Below are 20,404 nucleotides of genomic sequence, written 5' to 3'. Positions count from 1 at the left end.
CAACAATCTCATGCGATTTGTTGCTGCAACATTGCAATAGGATTTGTTGCGCTGTACGGTTCCTGCATGGCTGAGAAGGTTGGCGCAACGAAGCGCCCCTACGGCGACGAGGCACACGCCATTGCCGCCCGCGACGTCCATTTCGACTTCGAAACCGTTCCGCTGCACTACATTCCGGGCGAGGTGCTGGCCACCCACATCGTCGACGTCATGCACCTGGTGTTGCCGGAGGGCGAACGGGCCATGGCGCAGGCGCTTTCCGAGGCGCTGCCCTATATCGACGATGAGCGGCTCCGGGAGGAAGTGACCGGGTTCGTCGGACAGGAGTCCATGCATGCGGCCAGCCACGAGGCGGCGCGGCAGCATTTGCAGGCGCTCGGCCTCGATGTGGACTCGTATGTGAAAGGCGTTGCCTGGCTGGTCGATCGGATCCTCGGCGACCACGGACTGACCGGGCGGGCCAAGGAGCAGTGGCTCAAGGAGCGGCTCGGGCTGTTCGCCGGGATGGAGCACTACACGGCGGTACTCGGTGAATGGCTGCTCGAGGCCGACATTCTGGAGGCCAAGGGCATGCATCCGGCGATGCTCGACCTGGTCCGCTGGCACGGTGCCGAAGAAGTCGAACACCGCAGCGTGGTCTACGACGCGTACATGCATCTCGACGGCGGCTACCTGCGCAAGGCCCGCACGGGCGTACTCGCCAGCGCAACCCTGCTGCCCCTGTTCATCCTGTCGGCGGGCTACCTTTACCGAAAAGATCCCTCACCGAACAAGGGCCGCTTCTGGGCCCGCCAATTCCTCAGCGCCACCCGCCGCGGCGTCATCCCCAGCTGGACCGTCTTCTTCACCGAAATCCCCCGCTACCTACGCCCCGGCTTCCACCCCTCCCAACTGGGCCCGATGGACACCGCCCTGCGCTACCTCGCCCACTCCCCCGCAGCCCGGGCAGCCGCCGAATGAGCGCGGCGACAGTACCCATGGGGTTGCGGGTGCTGAGCGGGGCGATGGATGTCTACAAAAGGGTGTTCGTTTCCGGGGCCGTAGCGCCGGTCCTGTCACCGTCACATCCGTTGCGGCGCAGCGGGTTCGAGCTCGCGGCCGTGGTCGAGAGGCTGGAGCGGCCGGTGGCGGATGTGCTGGCGGTGACGTTGCGGGCGGCCGAGGGTGGCGAGTTGCCGACCTGGCGGCCTGGGGCGCATGTGGATGTGTTCCTGCCTTCGGGGCGGCAACGGCAGTATTCGCTGTGCGGGGATCCGGCGGATCGGCGGCGGTATCGGATTGCGGTGCGGTTGATTCCGGAGGGCGAGGGCGGGTCGCGCGAGGTGCACGAGGCGCTGCGGGTCGGAGATCGGGTGCGGATTCGGGGGCCACGCAATGCTTTCACGCTGGTGGACGCGCCCTCGTATCTGTTTCTCGCGGGCGGGATCGGGATCACACCGATGATGCCCATGGTGCGGGCGGCCGGGGCGCGCGGACGGCTGATTTACACCGGGCGCTCGCGCGAGTCGATGCCGTTTCTGGAGGAGTTGCCGCAGGCGGAGATTCGGCCCGATGACGAATTCGGGCCGCCCGATGTGGCGGCACTGATCGCGGGGGCCGAGCCAGGTGCGGCGGTCTACGTGTGCGGTCCGCCCGCCATGCTGGCGGCGGCCCAGCGGTGCCGGTTCGCGCTTGATCCGACGGGATCGCTGCATACGGAACGGTTCTCGGCCCTGCCGGTGGTCGACGGGCGGCCGTTCGACATCACGCTCGCACGCAGTGGCCGGACCGTGCACGTCGGCGCGGCCGAAACCGCACTGGCCGCCGTGCAGCGGGTCGCGCCGGAGGTGAATTACTCGTGTCGGCAGGGCTTCTGCGGGACCTGCAAGGTCGGAGTGCGGGCCGGTGCGGTGGATCACCGCGACCGGCTGCTCACCCCCGCCGAGCGCACCGACCGGATGCTGCTCTGCGTCTCCCGTGCCGCGGGCGACGCGCTCGTGCTCGATCTCTGAACCAGGAAGATTCATGTCGACTGACACGGAAACAACTGTGCCGAAATCGGATTCGTCCACCGTGGAGCATGTTCGCATCGCAATCGTCGGGGCCGGATTCGGGGGCATCGGGCTGGCGGTGAAGCTGCGCGAGGCCGGATTCGAGGATCTGGTGGTTCTCGAGCGCGCCGCCGAGTTGGGTGGAACTTGGCGGGCCAACACCTATCCCGGCTGTGCGTGCGATGTGCCATCGCAGCTGTACAGCTACTCGTTCGCGCCGAACCCGGATTGGTCGCGAACCTATGGGCGGCAACCGGAGATCCTGGAGTATCTACGGCGGGTCGCCCGGGATCATGATGTGCTGCGGTACATCCGGTTCGGTGCGGAGCTATTGGACGCACGGTGGGATGAACAACACTCGATGTGGCAGGTGCAGACCGCGCGGGGTGACCTCACCGCCGACATCCTGATCTCGGCGGCGGGCATCTTCGCAGAGGCCAAGTACCCCGAGCTGCCGGGACTGGATCGGTTCGAGGGCAAGGCATTCCACTCCCTGCACTGGGATCACGACCATGACCTGACCGGTGAACGAGTGGCGGTGATCGGCACCGGCGCGTCCGCCGTGCAGTTCGTGCCGGAGATCCAGCCGGTGGTCGAGCAACTGCTGCTGTTCCAGCGCTCCGCGCCGTGGATCGTGCCACGCCTGGATCGGCCCACGCTCGGCCTGGAACGCTCGCTGCTGCGGCGGATTCCGCTTGCCCAGAAGGCAATCCGTGGTGGCTGGTACGCGGCCATCGAGGGATTCGGGTTGATATCCCTGGTGGACAAGCGGTTCCGGCATCCCTACGAGGCGCTGGGCCGATTGCAGTTGCTGCGACAGGTACGCGATCCCGCATTGCGTGCGACGCTGACGCCCGATTATGTGATCGGCTGCAAGCGGGCCATCTTCTCCGATGCCTATCTGCCCGCGCTGGATCGACCGAATGTGCAGGTCGTCACCGAGGCCATCGCCGAGGTGCGGGAGCGTTCGATCGTGCTGCGCGACGGCACCGAGCATCCGGTCGACACCATTGTCTTCGGCACCGGATTCACCTCCATCCCCTCGGCCTACCAGCGCTTTGTCGGACGGCACGGGCAGTCCATCGCGGAGCTGTATCACCGTGAGCCACAGAGCTATCTGGGTGCGACCGTCGCCGGGTTCCCCAACTTCTTCTGCACCCTCGGCCCGTTCGGGGCAGCCGGGAACCAGTCCGCCATCTACATGATCGAATCACAGATCGCGTACATCGTGGATGCGCTGAAGACCCTGCGCGACAACGGCATCGACAGAATCGAGCTGCGTCCCGAGGTGCAGGACGACTTCCTCGACGAGATGGACCGCCGCAGCGCCGACAGCGTCTGGCTGACCGGCGGCTGCCAGAGTTACTACACCACGGCCGACGGCCGCAATGCCGGGCTGTACCCCAACTGGAGCTTCGAATACCGCCGCCGCACCCGGCGCTTCGACGCCGAGTCCTACCTGCTGACAACCGAATCCGCGCCAGTCAAGGAAGTGAGCCGCTGATGTCCACGCCACGCTGTCTCCCCGGTCCCGGACCGTTCCGTCCCGCGGGGCGAGTCGCCCTGATCACCGGGGCCGGGCAGGGAATCGGCCGCGAGCTCGCGGCGATCCTGTACCGGCGGGGTGCGTCGGTCGCCATCGTCGATGTCGACGCCGAGGCCGCCACCGCGGTGGCCGTCGAGTTGGGTGAGCGGGCATTGCCGGTGATCGCCGATGTCTCCGATCGGGCCGCCATGGCCGAGGCGATCCCGCAGGTGGTCGCCTATTTCGGGCATCTCGACATCGTGGTCGCCAATGCGGGTGTGGTGCCACGGCCCGCGACCCTGCGGACCATCACGCCCGCGGAGTTCGACCGCGTGCTCGATATCAATCTCACCGGGGTGTTCAATACGGTGCACCCGGCGCTCGACCACATCATCGCGGCGCGTGGGCATGTCGCGGTCGTATCCTCGTGTGCCGCGTTCGCGCCGGGCATGGGTGGCGCGCCGTACATGATCAGTAAGGCGGCGGTGGAGCAGTTGGGGCGGGCGCTGCGGGTCGAGCTCGCGCCGCACGGGGCCTCGGCCGGGGTCGCGTATTTCGGGATCGTCGACACCGAGATGACACAGGCGACGCTCGACCGGGACGAGCTCGGCCGCCGCATCGAGGCGCTGCTGCCATGGCCGCTGAATACCCGCATCAGCGCCGCGCAGGCCGCGCAGACCCTCGCCGATGCCATCGAAGCGCGTGCGGCGCAGTCGATCTCGCCGAAGGGCTGGGTTCCCTACGCGCTGCTGCGGGGTGTGATCAGCACGGTGCTCGACTTCGGGCTGGCGCACGATCCGCGGGTGCACGGGCTGCTGCGGGAGGTCGAGCGGCGCAGCCTCGGAAAACCCGTCTCATCAGCACAAATGCCCATGGACAGCGACCGGCTTCAGGCGCATTATTGATCTCACATCCGGTGCCGTTCGTCGGGGGGACGACAAAGGAAACACCCCCGGACGGATGGGATACGGAAATGTTCACCAAGAAAATGATGGCGACAACGGTGTTCGCCATCGCGGCCACGGGCATCACCATGGCGACCGCACACGGCGAGGCGGGGCTCGCCGATGTCACCCTCAACGCGATGGACGGCCAGGTCGGCTACACCACCACCCTGGCGGCCGACCACTCCAATGCGCTGATCACGTTGGCCTCCGGCCATTTCGTGCTCGCACCGGACGCCGTACAGGTCGTCGGTGACGACGGTACCCTCGTCGGATCGATCCCGCTGACGCTCACCGCCGCCGACACCGGCCAGAACCTGCAGGTCTCACCGACATTGAACAGCGACACCTCGCTCACCCTCACCCCCGTGGGCGGTCCCGTGGCAGCCGCGACCAGTGCCCAAGACCTGCCGTTCATGCACAACGCGGATGCCGACGGCGGCGCGATCGTCGCCGGTGCCGTCATCGGCTGCCTGGTCGGCATCGTGATCGGGATCTGGTTCTTCCTGGTCGGCGCGATCGTCGGCTGCGCCATCGGTGCAGCCATCGGCGGCTTCATCGGCGCGGTGTCCTAGGAGACCGATTCCGCTGCGGGTCGTGTGAATACAGGTCCAGTCCCGACCGCGGTGGCGAGGGGCGTCGGTGCCGGCGCCCTCCGCCGCCGCGAGTCGCGCTACTTGATCAGCTTGTCCCGCAACTGTTCGATGGTCTTGCCCTTCAGGCCGAGACCGTCCTTCAGGTACTTCTCGACGGAGCCGTACTGGGTGTTCAGCTGGTCGATACCGGCCTGCAGGTAGCTGCTGTCGACGCCGAGCAGCGGGGCGTAGATCGCCGCGGCGGCAGCGCCCTTCGCCTTCGAGATCTGCGCCAGCGTGGCCGAATTCGTGGCCGCGAGGTAGTCGTTGCTGAGCAGGTAGTCGCTCATGATGGTCGAGTCGTCGACGCGGGCGATGCTCTGCAGCAGGAACGCCGTCCAGCCGGTGCGGTCCTTGCCCGCGGTGCAATGGAATACGGCCGGACCGTCCTGGTCGGCCAGCTGGGTCAGCAGCTGAGCGAACTTCCCGCGCTCACCGGCATCGGTGACGAAAGAACGGTTGATGTCCTGCATGAATTTCTTCGCGTCGTCCGGCGAAGTGAAATTCGGGGTACTGCTGGACAAATTCCCGGCGAAGATCGGGATATTGACGTAGGCCGCGCCCGCGGGCATCCGGTCGGCCTTCTGCGCGATCTCGTCGGCACTGCGCAGATCGAACACCGAACCCAGGTGCAGGCCGTTGAGGGTGGCCAGATCGGCGTCATTGGGGGTCAACGCATTCGAGCGGTAGAACACACCCTTGTTCAGGTGATGATTGCCCTGGCCCCGGTAGCCCTCACCGGTGCCGGCGAGGTCACGGAAGTTGACCACGCTCGACAGCCGGGGCGCGTCCACGCGCTGCTCGTGATGGGGCTTCGCCGACGCGACCGGCATCCCCAGCATGGCCGAATGTTCGGCCACCACCGAACCGAGCAACGGAGACGCGAGCAGGCCCGCGGAAATCATGACAACAATTCCGCTGCGCCGCACTGAAACTGACACCTACAAACTCCTGTTCACGCGCAACACCCGCAGCCACACTCCGTGACTGCGGGTGCCACAAATAGATCGCGACAGGTATATCGGCGTCACATGAACCGAAAGCAATCGTGCGGCGAACAGTCCAGCGGCCCTTCGGAAAACGCGGAACGCTACGAAACATATATGGTTTGGGGCCCTCCCGGACTAGACAGATCACGCCTTCGCACCGGGGGGCTTCAGGCCGCCCTTCATAGCCAGACCCTTGCCACCCGGAGCCTTCGCGCCACCCTTCATACCCAGGCCCTTGGCCGGGGCCGGAGCGGCAGTCGCCTTGGGTGTGGTCTCAGCGACTACTGCCTTGACCGGCTCAGGATTTGTCTTCGGCTCTGAGATTGGTTCGGGCTCTTCGACCTTCGGGGTCTGGATGACCTTCAGGTTCTCCGTCAGGACCGACGCATCCACACGAGCGATCGACTGCAGCATCAACTGCGCGACGTCGACGACCTCGACACCCTGACCGACCTCGCCACCATCCTTACGCGCGGTCACACCATCGGTCAGCATCACCCGGCAGAACGGGCAACCCGTCGCGATCATCGACGGCTCGTTGCCACCCTCGAGCGTGTCCAGGGCCTCGTCGACGCGGTCGACGTTGATGCGCTTGCCGAGGTTCTCCTCCATCCACATGCGCGCACCACCGGCACCACAACACATCGAACGTTCGCCGTGGCGCGGCATTTCGACCAGGGTCGAGCCGGAGGCTTCCATCAACTCACGCGGCGCGTTGTAGATCTTGTTGTGCCGACCCAGATAGCACGGGTCGTGATACGTGACGTTCTGCGCCACCGGCGACACCGGCACCAGCGACTTGGCCCGCACGAGACGGTTGAGCAGCTGGGTGTGGTGCACGACCTCGTAGGTGCCACCGACCTGCGGGTACTCGTTGTTGAGGGCGTTGAAGCAGTGCGCACAGGTGACGACGATCTTCTTCTTCGCCGCCTCGACACCCTCGAACACAGTGTTGAGCAACTCGATGTTCTGCATCGCCAACTGCTGGAACAAGAACTCGTTGCCCGCACGACGCGCGGAGTCACCGGTGCAGGTCTCTTCCTGACCCAACACCATGAACTTCACCCCCGCGGTCGCGAGGAGTTCGGCGACGGCCTTGGTGGTCTTCTTCGCACGGTCCTCATACGCACCGGCGCAACCCACCCAGAACAGGTACTCATACCCGTCGAAGGAATCAGCGTCGCGGCCGTAGACGGGGACCTCGAAATCGACTTCGGCGATCCAGTTCAGGCGGTCCTTGGAGTTCTGGCCCCACGGGTTGCCCTTGTTCTCCAGGTTCTTGAACAACCCGGCGAGCTCGGAGGGGAACTCGGATTCGATGAGCACCTGGTAGCGGCGCATATCGATGATGTGGTCGACGTGCTCGATATCGACCGGGCACTGCTCCACACACGCACCACACGTCGTGCACGACCACAACACCTCGGGATCGATGATGCCGCCGGATTCCCCGCCCTGCGCAGGCGCAACCAAAGGTCGTTCACCTTCTGCGCGTTCGGAATCCGACAGCTTGCCCTCGTCACCATGGGCGAGCAGGTAGGGAGCCTTGGCATACGTGTGGTCGCGCAGCGACATGATCAACAGCTTGGGGGACAACGGTTTTCCGGTGTTCCAGGCCGGGCACTGCGACTGGCACCGCCCGCATTCGGTGCAGGTGGCGAAGTCGAGCAGCGCCTTCCAAGAGAAGTCCTCGACCTTGCCGACACCGAAACTGTCCAGATCCGGGTCGGCGGAATCCATGTCCAGGACCTTGCCGCCGGACATCATGGGTTTGGCCGCGCCCAACGCGACGGACCCGTCGTCCTCACGCTTGAAGTAGATATTGACGAACGCCGAAAGCCGGTGCCACGCAACGCCCCAGGTGAGTTTGCGACCGATCAAGTAGAGGAATGCCGCGCCCGCGAGCATCTTGACGAACGCGAATACCGAGATCAGCACGGGGCTGGCGGGAAGTACGCGAGCGACCTGCAAGGTGAGCGGATCGGTCGAGACGTGCCTGCCGCCGTAGGTGGCGATCTTTCCGGCCTTGACCAGCACGTCACCGAAACCGTGTGTCAGCACGATCAATTCGATGGTGTAGGCGGCAACGAAGTTCGACCCGGCGAACCGCGAGAGCCGTTCGGGGCGGCGCGGATGATTCAACTGCCGGATGGCGATCAGCGCCACGATCCCGATGATCGTGGCCAGGCTGAAGATCTCCTCCAGCAGCCGGTACCCGAGGGTCTCCCCCACGATCGGCCAGTGGAATTCCGGGTCGAACGTCTGCCCGTACGACTCGAAGTAGAACAGCATCCCCACCAGGAACCCGGTCATCACCAGCCAGTGCGCCCAGCCCACAGACCGGAACTTGCTCATTCGCGTATGCGCGATCACCTCCACCACAACGGTTTTCGCCCGTGGCAGCACCGGCCGCAACCGTGACCGATCCGCCTGCCCCGCCCGCAGGACCCGCACCATCCGCCCCAGCCCGACCGCCAATGTCCCCCAACTGAGCAGGGTGATGACAGCGCCGATGATCCCCAATACGACCGTCGTGACACTCACGATCCCGACCTCCCCCAGCCCGAGAAGCACCGCCCGCAAACCAGATCGATGCTACCCGCCAGTAACTTACGCTTGATGTTTGCATCATGACACCGCCACCGGCCTCGAGTCCAGCATCCGAGCTATGACCTGAACCCCCTTGCGGCAGAGCACATATGACGATTACCGTGTTCGCCCCTCCGGATCGCGGCGAATTAATTCGATACCGCTCGGCCGCGGCCGCTGTTAGCGTTGTGGCACAACATCAACGGAAGGAATGGCAATGACCGGGATCGCGCAAACCACGCTCGCGTGGTGGCACGCCGCCGGTGATCGCCTCGGTCCGTAGGGCTTTCGAACCCCGCACACGGGCCGTATCCCCGGCGAATTCACCGCCGACGGAACGGCCTTTTTCATTGGGCCAGTAGCTCCAATGGCAGAGCAACTGTTTTGCACACAGTAGGTTCCGGGTTCAAATCCCGGTTGGTCCACACACCCGCGCACCCCAGCGCGGCCTACGCCCGTAGCTCAGCGGTCAGAGCGCCGGTCTCCAAAACCGGACGTCGCAGGTTCGATTCCTGCCGGGCGTGCAATCCAGGCGTGACCGAACGGGCGCATTCGCCCAACCTGGGAAATACTTGCCGTCGCGGCCCACACGAAAGGGGCAGCGCGGCAGGGCCCGGTGGCGTTTTGGGAGTGGTTGATGGTGGCGGCGGAAACTACCGACACTGTGTTGTTGCCGCGGACGGTGTTCCGTCACGCACTCGAGGCCGGGGTCGAGCCCGACCGCCTCGCCCGCGACTGCGGACTGTCCGGCTGGCAGACCACCGACGGCAGCGTCCGCACCCCGAGCGGCCTCTATCTGCGCACCTGGGAGGTAGTGGAGCACGAACTCGGCGTCGAGGACACCGCCATGCGTATCGCCGACCGATATGTCATGGGCGAGGCCGGATTACATGACTACCTCTTCTCCACCGCACCGACGCTCGGGGCCGGACTGGCAACGGTCGGCCCTTTCATCGTCGCCATCAGCACGAACTTCCATTTCGACCCGGGCCCCGAAACCGAAGACACCATCAGCTTCGAAATCACCATGATCAACGGCGAAGGCCGGGGCAAAGACCTCGCCATGCAATGGGGCACAGCCGCATTGCTGGCCCGAGCCAAACTCGCCACCGGCGTCCCGATAAGCCCGGTCCGAGTAGCCTTCCGCCAGCCCGCTCCCCGCCGCCACGCCAGCATGGTCGAGTCCCTCGGCACCCAAGCCATCGACTTCGACGCCCCGGTCGACAGCCTCACCGTCCGAAAATCAGACCTCGATCTCCCCCTACACACCGCAGACCCCCACCTGGCCACACTCCTGCAACGCGTAGCGGCCTCGAGCGCAACCCCACAACCCCGGCCAACCACCTGGATCGACCATCTATCCACCGTGATATCGGCTGCGCTGGAAGACAATTCCGCCACCCTCGACGGCGTCGCCCGCCGCCTGTTCATGAGCCGCCGAACCCTCCAACGCCGCCTCACCGACCACGACACCACCTGGCGGACCGAACTCGACCGCGCCCGCCGAACCCGCCACGAAACCCCCACAACCAATCCCCTCACCCGCTCGGAGCAAGCCACACTCCTCGGCTACGAAGACCGCCGCTCCCTCCGCCGAGCCGAAAAGCGCTGGGGCACCGAACAGTAACGGTCTCGTCAGCACCGGCTCAGCTGTTGCGCCCGAAAACTCTGCGGACAACCCCGGGATGCCGAACGAGCCTCGGAACCAGCACGATTGCCAGCAACGTCAACCCCAACCAGGGACGGACATGCGGCGTGATGCGTTGTATGCGCCCGTCCACGTCCCGGTCGATCAGCATCGCGTCCCCGATCCGAACACCCAAAACCCGCGCTTCGGCCACCGCAACGACGGAGCTGCCATCGCAGACGAGGCGCGTCCAGGTAAACCCAGACAGAGCAGGCAACAGCATCTCGAACAGCACCCGCAGATCATGGTGACCGCGAAATACCGCGCGACCGGCCAACGGAGACACCACTTCCGCGTCTACCGCCAAAGTTCCGATCACAGCGTCGACATCACCCACTTCGACTGCCGCACAGAATCGAGCGATCACGTCCTGATCCACCGAGACCATCTCCCACCACCTCGACTACTACACAGTGTAGTTGAAGAAGCGGTCATCGATCCACCTTCGATCAGAACCGGCTGGATGAAATCCCATGCTGCTCAACCAGATCGCAGATCGGCAACCATAGGCATGTCTGGCACAAGAAGTGGGGCGGGCGGGGCTCGAACCCGCAACCTTGTGCGAACTGCGTTGACACTGACTATCGGCATCATGGGTGTTCGGGACGCAGCGCAGCAAGATAAGACTCTGCTGCCAGGAGTTCAGGCACTCCCAGATGACGATATATCTCGATCGCCGCATGTAACCGCGCTACGGCTCGATCTGTTTCACCCAGGCGTGCCCGACACAGCGCAAGACCTTCAAGAGCACGGGCCTGTTCGAACTTGCTATCGATGCGGTTCGTCAACGCAAGGGCCTCGGTAAACATCTTGATCGCGCTCTTCAACTCATCGGTCTGAATCATCAAGTGCCCGGTCTCATTGAGCACCTCAGCTTCACCACGTAGATCGCCGATCTCGCGAAAAATGGTCAGTGCCTGCCGGAGAAGGTCGGTCGCCTCGGGATGGCTCCCGGTACGGCTCAACACGCTGCCCAGGTTGGTGTAAACCCGGGATTCCGAAACACGGTCGCCGAGTTCGCGGTAGAGGGCTAGAGCCTGCTGGTAAAGGTCAATGGCCTCGGTGTACTCCCCGGTCTGCGAGCGGACGTTTCCAAGGTTGAACAGAGTGTCCGCCTGGCCGCGGTGATCACCAGTCTCTCGGTAGAGGGCTTGTGCCTGACGGTGGAGGTCGGCGGATTTCGCATGGTCCCCAATCCGCCAGTGCACGATCCCAAGATCGTCGAGAGTGTCAGCCTCGCGGCGACGATTTCCCGTCTCGCGATAGAGAGCGAGAGCTTGCCCCAACAGGTCGATCGCCTCAGCATGATCACCGACCCGCCCATTCACGCTGCCCAGATGTTCGAAAGCATTGGCTTCGCCGAGGCGGTCGCCTATCTGGCGATAAATGGTCAAGGCTTGAGCATGCAGCTTGGTGGCTTCGAGAGAGTCTCCAACTACAAGACGCATGGTTCCAAGATTGTTCAACGCATTGGCCTCGCCGAGGCGGTTATGTACCTGGCGATAAATGGCAAGAGCCTGGGCGTGCAGGCTTGTGGACTCGGAATAGTTTCCGAGGCGCATGTGCACGAACCCCAGGTTGTCGAGGGCAGTGGCTTCACCGCTTGTGTCGCCGAGCTGGTTTGCGACCGTCGCAGCACGCTGATGAAGTTGCAGGGCCAGCGGCCAGGGGCCGTCTTGATCCAGCAGCCCAGCGAGCACCTCGGTCAATCCGGGTAGGCGGGGCAGCTCACAAGCGGCAGCATGTTCAAGGCATGCAAGCAGGTTGGCACGCTCAGCACGCATCCACTTCACGGCCTGTGCGTGGCCGCCGAATGTCGTTGCCGGAGCGGCCAATGAGGTAACAGACGTGGCACCAAGGTGGGTAGCAGGGCGGGGATAAGAAGAGAGGTGTCGGTCTGCTGCAGCGGCGGTAGTGAGGTAGTAGTCCAGCAACCGCTGGGAGGCCCGATCGGTGTCGCCTGCGGGGTCAACGGAGGTGAGCGCGCGGGCGTACTCACGCAACAGGTCATGCAGGCGGTACCTGCCAGGTGTTGTCTCGTCGACTAGATGGTCGACGTACAACTCCTCCAGCTCCCGCCGCGCCTGGACCACCGAAATGTCGGCAAGCGCAGCGACTGCGCCGCTCTCGATGTCCAGTCCAGGATGAAAACCCAAGTATCGGAACAGCTTTTGCCTTGCAGTCGGCAAGTCCCGATAAGACATTGTGAACGCCGCTCGCACTGCGCGGTCGCCGTTGTCGAGCTCGCCCAGCCGATCGGTAGCGGCCGTGAACTCATCAGCGAGCCTGGTAATGGTCCAGGAAGGATGGTGGGCGAGCCGGCCGGCCAATAGAACGATCGCCAACGGCAATCGCCCGCATAACCGGACGATCTCGGTCAGCGCGTCCCGGTCGGCACCTGCGGAGGCAGTGCGACGAGCCAAGGTGGTGAACAGCTCGGTGGCGGGATCCGGCGCCAGAATATCCAAAGTCAGCGGTAGCGCATCGTCCAGGGCAATCAGCCGACGTCGGCTGGTGACCAGTGTGAGGCACTGGCGCCCCGTTGGCAGTAGCGGTTCGATCTGGGCATGGTCACGGGCGTCATCGAGTATCAGCAGCACGCGTTTGCCAGAGAGCCGGTCACGCCACAAATCGCGGCGCCCGGAAAGGCTATCGGGGATCCCCCCAGGATCTGTCCCGAGCCCGATGAGCAGCTCCGCCAACACATCGATCGGGTCGGCTGGAACCTGTCCGGGAGTGTGCGCGTGCAGCTCGACAAAGTACTGGCCATCGGGAAACTGATCTGCCAGTACATGAGCCGCACGAGTTACCAAGGCAGTCTTACCTACACCAGCCATGCCATCGACGGTGTGGATCGACACCAAGCGCCGGTGCCCCACCGCTTCCAACAGACTTCGCAATTCGCCACCGCGGCCGATGAAGGCGGCTGGATCACGACGTAGCGCACTGGTCACCACCGGTCTCGGCGCAGCTGCGTGCATGGTCGAGAGTGTGATGTTGCCGGTGTTGTCGCCAGACAGGTTGAACTGCTGGGCTCGATCACGTGAACTGTAGTCGGGCAACGGAATCTTGCGCATTCAGGTCATGTTGATGGTGCCAGTGTTGTCACCGCGAATGTTGACTTGCCTCGCGTTGTCGTACGCGTGTGCCACGAACAAATCGACTTCCGTATCCAGCCGCGCAGCTGCAATCAACCTGTCCAGCTCCCGGGCGAAACCCGGATCGGTACGAGCCTCCGACGCGATCCGTTCGGCTACGAGAGCCTGACTCTGCGTCGTCATCACTCCCTCGATCAACGCGGCTGACGCCGTGTCGGTTTCGACCTCACGACGAAGCTTCGCGACGATCAAATCGCGGAGGTGTCCGATGGCAGTCCAGGCGCCACTTCCGGCGTCCTTCGCGAGGCCCTCGCCAAATTTCGACGCCAACAACGCTGCGGCTGCTATGCCTAGTGAAACAGGCTCCATACAACCTCCCCAGCCAGCGCTGAACATCCCCAGCATAAGATATCGAACCCTGCGGCACAGCCGAATCGAATCGACCGGATGAGCTGCAGATAGCCGCACACTCGACTCGGAGGACGAGACCTATCGTGCTCTCGATGGTTCCGAATACCAGCTCATGCCAACGAGATTCGGTGACGACGGAGCGTGAGTCGACCGCAACCTCGCGAGACATCAAGGTTGCCGACGAAGGGTTTCGCGCCGATCCGCGAGCTACAGCTGACACTCCTTCGCACTCGCCGACGACCACAGGCAATCCGATGACTGCACTCGCGCGTTCTCGAGCCCCCCCATGATGCCGCGCGCGCCCCGATCGAACCTCAGCCCCCTATCTCCCCCACCTCGACTACGACAAAGTGCAGTCGATGGGACGGTGGTCAATCCACCTTCGATCAGAACTGACTGCGTGAAACCCCCTGCCGCTCAACCAGATCGCGGATCGGCGATTATCGGCAGATCGCCGCCGCGCACTTGCCACCTCAGCGCTGCCACGGGTTGGTGAATCCGGCAGGGATCATCGAGTCGAACATGGCGCGGGCGTTGTCGGGCAGTCGCAGCAGTTCGACGCACGTGCCCAGTGGACCGCCGTCGAGATAGGCGAACTCCATTCCCATGTCGGGAACCCTGCAGTGCTGTAGGACCTCGATTCCCATGGCCTCCGCTCGGGCCATGGCGGCATCGAAATCCTCGGGCACCCAAGCGATGTGCTGAAGCCCTGGACCTGAACGGTCGATCATCTCGGTGTAGAGATTCGTCCCGGACACCGGCGTGATCAATTCGATCTGTTGGCCGCCGATGTAGCCGAGGGAGGAGTCGATCGTGTAATCGGCGGGGGCTCCCCGATAGGTGGTGGTCTCGGGTCCGAACTGCATGCGCGGCATACGCATCCAAATCTGAGCGCCATAGCGGGCACTGAATGCCTGCTCCGCGGTGTCGATGTCGTCGACTACGATTCCCATCTGGAAGACCGGGCCCTTCACGATGCCTATGGCGTTGCTTGTCATGGCTACAGCGTTGCTGCGGGCGCTCACCAAACGCTCACCGACAACTCACCGTCAGGTTCGCTCTGGCTGGCAAAGTTCAGTGGGTGGAGGAAACGACCTGTATGCCTTCGATATTCACCCGTCGATGCGACTGCGGATTGAACAGGGCTACGCCGGGCGAAGTCTTCCTTCAACTCGCGAAGATCGTCCAGGTCAAGCGCCCCCATGTGCGCCGGATCTACGTCTGGAATCCATTGGTCTTCGAGCCTTGTGCGGGATCAATCCGACTCTGGATTGGCGAATACCAGCTGATCAGAGCCTGGAAGTGGGGCGGGCGGGGCTCGAACCCGCGACCAATGGATTATGAGTCCACGGCTCTAACCGACTGAGCTACCGCCCCGGACCGCGCTTGCGCGCGGGCGTCGCGATGATATCGCGAGGGGGTTGGGAATGCCTACTTGACTCGGGGGAAAAGGGGAATGTCCTGCCCCGGGGAAGTGGGGCAGGACGGCTGGTCAGTAGGCGGTGCGGTCGGCGATCTTGTTGAGTTCGAGCTGGTAGTAGAGGACGCCGAGGCCGAAGACGAAGTTGAGGAGGAAGCCGAGGACGGGCTGGCAGGTGGGTTCGAGGCCGGCGGCCTGCTGGGTTTCGCGGATGCGGGTGCCGGTGCGCCAGAAGCTGATGATGGCGGCGATGCCGGTCCAGGACAGGAAGATCATGACCAGCAGGGGGCCCGCGACGGGGGCCTCGGGGTCGCGGCGGAGTTCGGCCATCTCCTTGTGGATCTTGTAGTACCAGACCAGGAAGTAGATGCCGAGGGTGATGAGCGGCCAGACGAGCCACACCAACACCGGGTTGCGAGGCTTGATCGGCGTGGCGAGGGCGGTGGTCATGCTGATGAATCCTTTTGTTGTGATGCGGAATTCGACTCCCCGAGCAAGGGCGCCCGGGAAACGTATCCACAAGATCGTGACCGGATCGTGAAGCGTTAATGTGGGTGCCGACCACGATCGCAGGAGGAACGATGGCGAATCTGTTCGTGAATGTGTTGCGGGGACACCAATGGCTCTACGAGAACAGCAACGGGCTGGTCGGGCACAAGTTGCTGTTCGGTAACCCCACCCTGTTGCTGCGGACCGTCGGGCGGAAGACGGGACAACTGCGGACCAATGCCCTGACCTACGCCAAGGACGGCGACAGTTACGTGGTGACCGCCTCCAACGGCGGCTCGCCCAAGCCTCCGGGCTGGCTGGCCAATGTGAAGGCCAAGGGCGACTGTGAGATTCAGGTCGGCACCCGGAAGATCCCGGTCACCGCGACGGCCACCTACCCGGACGATCCGGACTACGCGCGGCGGTTCGAGCTCGCCGACAAGGTGAATCAGGGCCGGTACGCGCAGTATCAGAAGATGACGACGCGCCCGATTGCTGTTGTGGTGCTCACGCCGCGCTGATTCGGGTGTCGACTGGACGCGACAGGTAAGGGTCGACTATCCTCTGCGGCGAGGGGAGTACTTCCCAAGAATCATTCCGGTCAGTACGGGCCGCGCCGTCGCGTCCCCCGGGTGATCGCCCACAGGACATGGGTGAAGGAGACCTCGGCTGGTTTTCCCTGCCCGAGGAGGTCCAATGAGTCCTACCCTGTCCGTTCTCGCAAGTTCCACCGGCATCAACACCGTCGGTACGCCCTGGCTGTGGGGCGGCACCATCGTGGTGGTGCTGGCGCTGCTGATCTTCGACTTCGCGCTCACCCGCCGCCCGCACGAGGTGTCGATGCGGGAGGCGATCGGCTGGACCGTCTTCTACATCGCGTTGCCGGTCGTGTTCGGCGTGTTCCTGTGGATCAACAACGGATCCACCCCGGCCACCGAGTTCTTCACCGGCTACCTGCTGGAGAAGTCGCTGTCGGTGGACAACCTGTTCATCTTCATGCTGCTGCTGTCGGCCTTCGCGGTCCCGGCCGCGCTCGCCCAGCGGGTGCTGCTGTACGGCATCGCCGGTGCACTGGTGTTGCGCGGCATCTTCATCGCGCTCGGCGCGGCCGCCCTGGCCAGCCTCGACTGGGCGTTCCTGCTTTTCGGCCTGATCCTGCTGGTCACCGCCGTCAAACTGCTGGCCGACGCATTGAGCGGGCACGAACAGGACGTCGACATCTCCACCATGAAGTCGGTGCGCCTGCTACGCCGCTTCTGGCCGGTCACCGACGACTACCAGGGCACCAAAATGGTGGTGCAGGAACAAGATCCGGCCCAGCCGTCCAAGATGCGCCGCGCCCTGACCCCGCTCGCGCTGGTGGTGGCGGCGGTCATGGCCACCGACGTGGTCTTCGCCGTCGACTCGGTCCCGGCGGTGTACGGCGTCACCGGCGACCCGTTCCTGGTCTTCGCCACCAACGCCTTCGCCCTCCTCGGCCTGCGCGCCCTCTACTTCGTCCTGCACGCCGCCCTCGCCCGCCTGGTCCACCTCGCCTACGGCCTGGCCGCCATCCTCGCCTTCATCGGCGTGAAGCTGGTCCTGCACTGGGCCCACGGCATCTGGAACGGCGTCCCCCAAATCCCCACGCTGGCTTCACTCCTGGTGATCGTGGTCGTCCTGACCACCGTCACCCTCACCAGCCTGCACGCCACCCGCAACCAGGAAGCACCGGCCGAGAGCGACGCTCACACAGCCTGATTCAGCCTCCGCGGCCCGCCGGATGGTCACCTCGTTGCGGTAGCAACGCGCTATCGCATAAACTCTCGCCGATGCCTGCACGAAGGCATGGCTCTGAGCCCAGGGGCACCGTCCGGCACCGCCCAGGGTGAGCTGCAGAATGCTCACGCGTTGTTCGTGCCTCGAAAACCGTTCGCAGGACCCAAAACCTGCCTCTGATGCCGCGCCGGACGGCTTGGAGGAGAGGTATGTCCGCGATCGGCTGGGCCGCCCCGCACTGGGGTCGGCCATGAGCCTCGAGTTGGTCACGATCATCGGCTGCGCCACTTCGGTTCTGGTCGTACTGGCCAAAGCCATTCGTGACGTCGTCATCGTTCTCGTGATGAAGAAACTCCTGATCGATTGCACGCCTGACCAACGCGTCCGGGTGTGCAACCGGCTGGCCGGCGTGCTGCTGAACTCGCACCGGCGAGAGCCGATTCCGAACCTGGAGAGTCCGAGCGAGCCGACCCTCCCTGACTCGAGGTGACCAGCAGTGTCCTCATCGAACCGAAAACGCATGGCACGCGAATGTTCACGGGCTACCGGCGTTCCGCTGCACACCTGTCTGCAATGGGCCGAGGAGGGCAGGATAGGGAGACACCAGCCGGTTCCCGATGCCGCAACCCCGGACCAACGCCAGTTCGAGGCGATGATTCTGCTCCGGCTGGCGGAACTGCTGCGGGATCGGCAACTCGATGGTGCGCTGTTCGGCGCACTGTCGGTCGATCCGAATCCCGGCGGCATACCTCACGTCGAATTGCACCCAGAGATGGCGGCGTTCGTCATCGACGGCCTACTGCCTTGGTACGACCCGGAATACGGCGGCGTGCGCGGGATTCCCGGCATGCGTCCAGCACCATCGAAGTCTGGGCACCTGCTGCTGCAGTCGATGTCGGGCACTGCAGCCGTCGAGTTCAGCCTTCCGGAAGGAGTTCGGCTCGCCGATTCGGGACTCCGCCGCGGCCACACACTCTGGCGTGACGCGTCGGCCCGGGAACATGCGGCCGAAGCCACGGAGATCGATCTCTGGTCCAACCCGAGAGATCTCGATCCGGTCGCCCGCGACTTTCTGTTCAGCAGACTCCTCCGACGACCGCGGCTCACCGGCCTCATCGCAACCACACACGGCCTGGCCAATACCTTTTCCCACGGAGATCGCGACCTTGTCATCGAGTGGTGCTGCGGTGCAACAGAATCAGAAACAATGGCCGTACTCGAGCAGAGCGGGCTGACGAGCTCCCCTCCCGAACTCGCGGCTCTCCCGATCGAGGTTTCACAAACGTTGTCGCTCGGCGACGTACCGATTCATTTGCGACACGTTTCCTGCTATGTGCCACCGACGTACGGCGCGGACCTGCTGGACGCCTACCGCTCGAACTTCCCCTTGAGCTCGATCGGTCCGCTGCACACGGAGGGAATGGAAGCTAGAGACACCCTGAACCTGCGAACGCAGATACTCACGTACCTCCGCAAGAGTTACACCGATCCCAACCTGACTATCGACGAGGTCGCCCAAGCATGTCTTGTTTCGAAGCGGACGCTCTACCGAGTGTGCGAAGACATCGGTGGCCCTGCCCTGCTCGTGCGCAGGATGCGGGTCGAACACGCCCGACGACTGATGCGAGCCGATCCGGCCCGATCATTGTCCGCAATCGCCGCCGCTTCCGGATTCGCCACCGACCGGCATTTCTATCGACAATTCCGGCAAGAAACCGGCCTGACACCCGGACAATTTCGGACCGAACGCGATGGCGGCGGCTTTCCGGTCCGATAACACTCGCGGAACGTCTCTCTTCCGACGTAGCGTAAAACCATGCTGCTGAACCGTTCCCGGCCGCCACGGCTCGAACAGATCAATCGGGCCGTGGCGGAGCTGGAGCTGCCCGAAGCCGTGTTCAAGACCTGCCCGTGGCAGCCGCGGGAGCTGGTGGAAACCGGACTGCGGCAATGGTTGCGGTGCTGCGGGGCCGCGATGCGTGACGATCAGGTGATCGGGATGCCGTCGCATGCGGTGGATGAGGCGTGGCACGGTCTCATCCTGTGCACCAAGCGGTATGCGCGGCTCTGTGACAGCGCGTACGGGCGGTTCCTGCATCATTTCCCGGACGGCGAAGGTAGCGGGTCCGGTGATCCGATGGCCGATCAGCTGGGGCGGACCGTGGTCGCGTGGTCGTTCGTAGCGCAGCCGGGTGAGGAATGCGTGTTGTGGGATCTGGATACCGTTGTGGGAGTGGACCATCCGTGGGGTATCCCGGCGGAACGGGTCCACTCCATCGAGGCGGTACTGCGAGCGGAGTGAGCCGACCGGCACAGCCCGGTCAGCTGCTGCCGCCGCAGCCGCCTCCCCCGCAACCTCCACCGCCACAGCTGCTGCCGCCACCGCAGCCGCTGTGCCCGCCGCCGCACCCATGATGGCCGCCGCCACCGCCGCCGTCGGCCCAGCCGCCACCGTCGGAACTGCTGCCGCTGTCGCCACCGTCGGAGCCGAACCCCCAACTCTTGTCGCGCTTTCTGCGATCGGGCTCGTCGCTGTTGGCCTGGGTCAGGATTCCGACCAGCGCCAGCACTACGAGGACCAAGATGACTGCACCGACCATCGTCGGCCTCCTCCCCTGTTCACGGCCCCCACGACCGCGAGTTACAGCGAAAGCTACGCGGGGGCGAATCCGTCCGACAACCGCATTTCCGGGGACGGCCGGGACCTGCTAATTGCTACTGCCACCGCCGCATCCACCACCACCACCACCACCGCAGCTGCCACCGCCACAGCTGCTGCCGCCACCGCAGCCGCTGTGCCCGCCACCACAACCACTATGGCCACCGTGA

The 20,404-nt window shown here is 64.4% G+C and carries 19 protein-coding genes, 3 tRNA genes and 1 pseudogene; 13 read left to right on the top strand and 10 right to left on the bottom strand.

The features are described 5' to 3' along the window. The first annotated feature begins 66 nt into the window (after positions 1-66). The 5 genes from ACYVN4_RS05685 to ACYVN4_RS05665 all read left to right on the top strand — a co-directional run bounded on the left by ACYVN4_RS05685 (position 67) and on the right by ACYVN4_RS05665 (position 5,074). The gene (locus tag ACYVN4_RS05685; RefSeq protein WP_460718151.1) at positions 67-960 is read left to right on the top strand and encodes a metal-dependent hydrolase; all 894 of its coding nucleotides are present in this window, start codon (positions 67-69) and stop codon (positions 958-960) included. Next, complete coding sequence (locus ACYVN4_RS05680) at positions 957-1,991, top strand: PDR/VanB family oxidoreductase (protein WP_460718150.1); 1,035 nt, start codon at positions 957-959, stop codon at positions 1,989-1,991. The genes ACYVN4_RS05685 and ACYVN4_RS05680 overlap by 4 nt, the downstream gene beginning before the upstream one ends. Before the next feature lie 13 nt (positions 1,992-2,004). Then, positions 2,005-3,534, top strand: a complete 1,530-nt coding sequence (locus tag ACYVN4_RS05675) for a flavin-containing monooxygenase (RefSeq protein WP_460718149.1) — start codon at positions 2,005-2,007, stop codon at positions 3,532-3,534. After that, on the top strand, positions 3,534-4,460 hold the full coding sequence (locus ACYVN4_RS05670; protein WP_460718148.1) for a short-chain dehydrogenase/reductase: 927 nt from the start codon (positions 3,534-3,536) through the stop codon (positions 4,458-4,460). Before ACYVN4_RS05675 ends, ACYVN4_RS05670 begins: the two co-directional genes overlap by 1 nt. Before the next feature lie 68 nt (positions 4,461-4,528). Continuing rightward, a complete protein-coding gene (locus tag ACYVN4_RS05665) occupies positions 4,529-5,074 on the top strand; it encodes a hypothetical protein (RefSeq protein WP_460718147.1) in 546 nt (181 codons plus the stop codon). Positions 5,075-5,172: 98 nt separating this feature from the next. On the opposite strand, the gene ACYVN4_RS05660 is transcribed toward ACYVN4_RS05665, so the two are convergent. Together ACYVN4_RS05660 and ACYVN4_RS05655 are read right to left on the bottom strand one after the other, a co-directional pair. Then, the gene (locus tag ACYVN4_RS05660) at positions 5,173-6,075 is read right to left on the bottom strand and encodes a tyrosine-protein phosphatase (protein WP_460718146.1); all 903 of its coding nucleotides are present in this window, start codon (positions 6,073-6,075) and stop codon (positions 5,173-5,175) included. A 198-nt stretch (positions 6,076-6,273) separates the two neighbouring features. Then, positions 6,274-8,667 (bottom strand): annotated as a pseudogene (locus ACYVN4_RS05655) ((Fe-S)-binding protein); the annotation flags it as partial. A 397-nt stretch (positions 8,668-9,064) separates the two neighbouring features. Here ACYVN4_RS05655 and ACYVN4_RS05650 point away from each other — a divergent pair. The 3 genes from ACYVN4_RS05650 to ACYVN4_RS05640 all read left to right on the top strand — a co-directional run bounded on the left by ACYVN4_RS05650 (position 9,065) and on the right by ACYVN4_RS05640 (position 10,339). Further along, positions 9,065-9,137, top strand: a tRNA-Ala gene (locus ACYVN4_RS05650). Positions 9,138-9,163: 26 nt separating this feature from the next. After that, positions 9,164-9,236, top strand: a tRNA-Trp gene (locus tag ACYVN4_RS05645). Between the two features lie 113 nt (positions 9,237-9,349). Continuing rightward, positions 9,350-10,339, top strand: coding sequence for an AraC family transcriptional regulator ligand-binding domain-containing protein (locus ACYVN4_RS05640; RefSeq protein ID WP_460718145.1), 990 nt, complete (start codon positions 9,350-9,352; stop codon positions 10,337-10,339). Between the two features lie 19 nt (positions 10,340-10,358). Here the strand turns inward: ACYVN4_RS05640 and ACYVN4_RS05635 are convergent, their stop codons facing one another. The 6 genes from ACYVN4_RS05635 to ACYVN4_RS05610 all read right to left on the bottom strand — a co-directional run bounded on the left by ACYVN4_RS05635 (position 10,359) and on the right by ACYVN4_RS05610 (position 15,778). Then, complete coding sequence (locus tag ACYVN4_RS05635) at positions 10,359-10,787, bottom strand: nuclear transport factor 2 family protein (RefSeq protein WP_460718144.1); 429 nt, start codon at positions 10,785-10,787, stop codon at positions 10,359-10,361. 202 nt (positions 10,788-10,989) lie between these two features. Continuing rightward, entirely contained in the window at positions 10,990-13,476 is a 2,487-nt protein-coding gene (locus ACYVN4_RS05630) for an ATP-binding protein (protein WP_460718143.1), read from the bottom strand. Then, positions 13,477-13,866, bottom strand: coding sequence for a hypothetical protein (locus tag ACYVN4_RS05625; protein WP_460718142.1), 390 nt, complete (start codon positions 13,864-13,866; stop codon positions 13,477-13,479). A gap of 515 nt (positions 13,867-14,381) precedes the next feature. Next, a complete protein-coding gene (locus ACYVN4_RS05620) occupies positions 14,382-14,906 on the bottom strand; it encodes a VOC family protein (protein WP_460718141.1) in 525 nt (174 codons plus the stop codon). A 305-nt stretch (positions 14,907-15,211) separates the two neighbouring features. Continuing rightward, positions 15,212-15,285 (bottom strand) — tRNA-Ile (locus ACYVN4_RS05615). 115 nt (positions 15,286-15,400) lie between these two features. Beyond that, positions 15,401-15,778, bottom strand: coding sequence for a DUF4234 domain-containing protein (locus ACYVN4_RS05610; RefSeq protein ID WP_460718140.1), 378 nt, complete (start codon positions 15,776-15,778; stop codon positions 15,401-15,403). A gap of 131 nt (positions 15,779-15,909) precedes the next feature. On the opposite strand from ACYVN4_RS05610, the gene ACYVN4_RS05605 reads away from it, so the two are divergent. From ACYVN4_RS05605 to ACYVN4_RS05585, 5 genes are all read left to right on the top strand, one after another. Continuing rightward, the gene (locus ACYVN4_RS05605; protein WP_460718139.1) at positions 15,910-16,338 is read left to right on the top strand and encodes a nitroreductase family deazaflavin-dependent oxidoreductase; all 429 of its coding nucleotides are present in this window, start codon (positions 15,910-15,912) and stop codon (positions 16,336-16,338) included. A gap of 175 nt (positions 16,339-16,513) precedes the next feature. After that, positions 16,514-17,557: a TerC/Alx family metal homeostasis membrane protein gene (locus tag ACYVN4_RS05600; RefSeq protein ID WP_460718138.1), complete on the top strand. Its 1,044-nt coding sequence runs from the start codon at positions 16,514-16,516 to the stop codon at positions 17,555-17,557. 268 nt (positions 17,558-17,825) lie between these two features. Beyond that, positions 17,826-18,065: a hypothetical protein gene (locus ACYVN4_RS05595; RefSeq protein ID WP_460718137.1), complete on the top strand. Its 240-nt coding sequence runs from the start codon at positions 17,826-17,828 to the stop codon at positions 18,063-18,065. A 6-nt stretch (positions 18,066-18,071) separates the two neighbouring features. Continuing rightward, positions 18,072-19,352 carry a helix-turn-helix transcriptional regulator gene (locus ACYVN4_RS05590; RefSeq protein ID WP_460718136.1) on the top strand — a complete coding sequence of 427 codons (1,281 nt, stop codon included), beginning with the start codon at positions 18,072-18,074 and terminating at the stop codon, positions 19,350-19,352. 39 nt (positions 19,353-19,391) lie between these two features. Then, positions 19,392-19,877 (top strand): glycine-rich domain-containing protein, encoded by a 486-nt coding sequence (locus ACYVN4_RS05585; RefSeq protein ID WP_460718135.1) that lies wholly within the window; start codon positions 19,392-19,394, stop codon positions 19,875-19,877. 19 nt (positions 19,878-19,896) lie between these two features. Here the strand turns inward: ACYVN4_RS05585 and ACYVN4_RS05580 are convergent, their stop codons facing one another. Both ACYVN4_RS05580 and ACYVN4_RS05575 read right to left on the bottom strand, forming a co-directional pair. Beyond that, positions 19,897-20,175 carry a hypothetical protein gene (locus tag ACYVN4_RS05580; RefSeq protein ID WP_460718134.1) on the bottom strand — a complete coding sequence of 93 codons (279 nt, stop codon included), beginning with the start codon at positions 20,173-20,175 and terminating at the stop codon, positions 19,897-19,899. Positions 20,176-20,228: 53 nt separating this feature from the next. After that, positions 20,229-20,399: a hypothetical protein gene (locus ACYVN4_RS05575; RefSeq protein WP_460718133.1), complete on the bottom strand. Its 171-nt coding sequence runs from the start codon at positions 20,397-20,399 to the stop codon at positions 20,229-20,231. Between the last annotated feature and the right edge of the window lie 5 nt (positions 20,400-20,404).

This window comes from Nocardia heshunensis (assembly GCF_054782115.1).
Note: the sequence above shows the minus strand (reverse complement) of the source record. Positions and strands in the feature narration are given on the sequence as shown.

What these genes read in the sequence shown, in the direction of transcription:
- ACYVN4_RS05680 (WP_460718150.1), top strand. Translation starts at nt 957, where the DNA reads ATGAGCGCGGCGACAGTACCCATGGGGTTGCGGGTGCTGAGCGGGGCG.
- ACYVN4_RS05640 (WP_460718145.1), top strand. Translation starts at nt 9,350, where the DNA reads ATGGTGGCGGCGGAAACTACCGACACTGTGTTGTTGCCGCGGACGGTG.
- ACYVN4_RS05625 (WP_460718142.1), bottom strand. Translation starts at nt 13,866, where the DNA reads ATGGAGCCTGTTTCACTAGGCATAGCAGCCGCAGCGTTGTTGGCGTCG.
- ACYVN4_RS05665 (WP_460718147.1), top strand. Translation starts at nt 4,529, where the DNA reads ATGTTCACCAAGAAAATGATGGCGACAACGGTGTTCGCCATCGCGGCC.
- ACYVN4_RS05630 (WP_460718143.1), bottom strand. Translation starts at nt 13,476, where the DNA reads ATGCGCAAGATTCCGTTGCCCGACTACAGTTCACGTGATCGAGCCCAG.
- ACYVN4_RS05685 (WP_460718151.1), top strand. Translation starts at nt 67, where the DNA reads ATGGCTGAGAAGGTTGGCGCAACGAAGCGCCCCTACGGCGACGAGGCA.
- ACYVN4_RS05595 (WP_460718137.1), top strand. Translation starts at nt 17,826, where the DNA reads ATGAGCCTCGAGTTGGTCACGATCATCGGCTGCGCCACTTCGGTTCTG.
- ACYVN4_RS05605 (WP_460718139.1), top strand. Translation starts at nt 15,910, where the DNA reads ATGGCGAATCTGTTCGTGAATGTGTTGCGGGGACACCAATGGCTCTAC.
- ACYVN4_RS05620 (WP_460718141.1), bottom strand. Translation starts at nt 14,906, where the DNA reads ATGACAAGCAACGCCATAGGCATCGTGAAGGGCCCGGTCTTCCAGATG.
- ACYVN4_RS05585 (WP_460718135.1), top strand. Translation starts at nt 19,392, where the DNA reads ATGCTGCTGAACCGTTCCCGGCCGCCACGGCTCGAACAGATCAATCGG.
- ACYVN4_RS05675 (WP_460718149.1), top strand. Translation starts at nt 2,005, where the DNA reads ATGTCGACTGACACGGAAACAACTGTGCCGAAATCGGATTCGTCCACC.
- ACYVN4_RS05670 (WP_460718148.1), top strand. Translation starts at nt 3,534, where the DNA reads ATGTCCACGCCACGCTGTCTCCCCGGTCCCGGACCGTTCCGTCCCGCG.
- ACYVN4_RS05635 (WP_460718144.1), bottom strand. Translation starts at nt 10,787, where the DNA reads ATGGTCTCGGTGGATCAGGACGTGATCGCTCGATTCTGTGCGGCAGTC.
- ACYVN4_RS05580 (WP_460718134.1), bottom strand. Translation starts at nt 20,175, where the DNA reads ATGGTCGGTGCAGTCATCTTGGTCCTCGTAGTGCTGGCGCTGGTCGGA.
- ACYVN4_RS05600 (WP_460718138.1), top strand. Translation starts at nt 16,514, where the DNA reads ATGAGTCCTACCCTGTCCGTTCTCGCAAGTTCCACCGGCATCAACACC.
- ACYVN4_RS05610 (WP_460718140.1), bottom strand. Translation starts at nt 15,778, where the DNA reads ATGACCACCGCCCTCGCCACGCCGATCAAGCCTCGCAACCCGGTGTTG.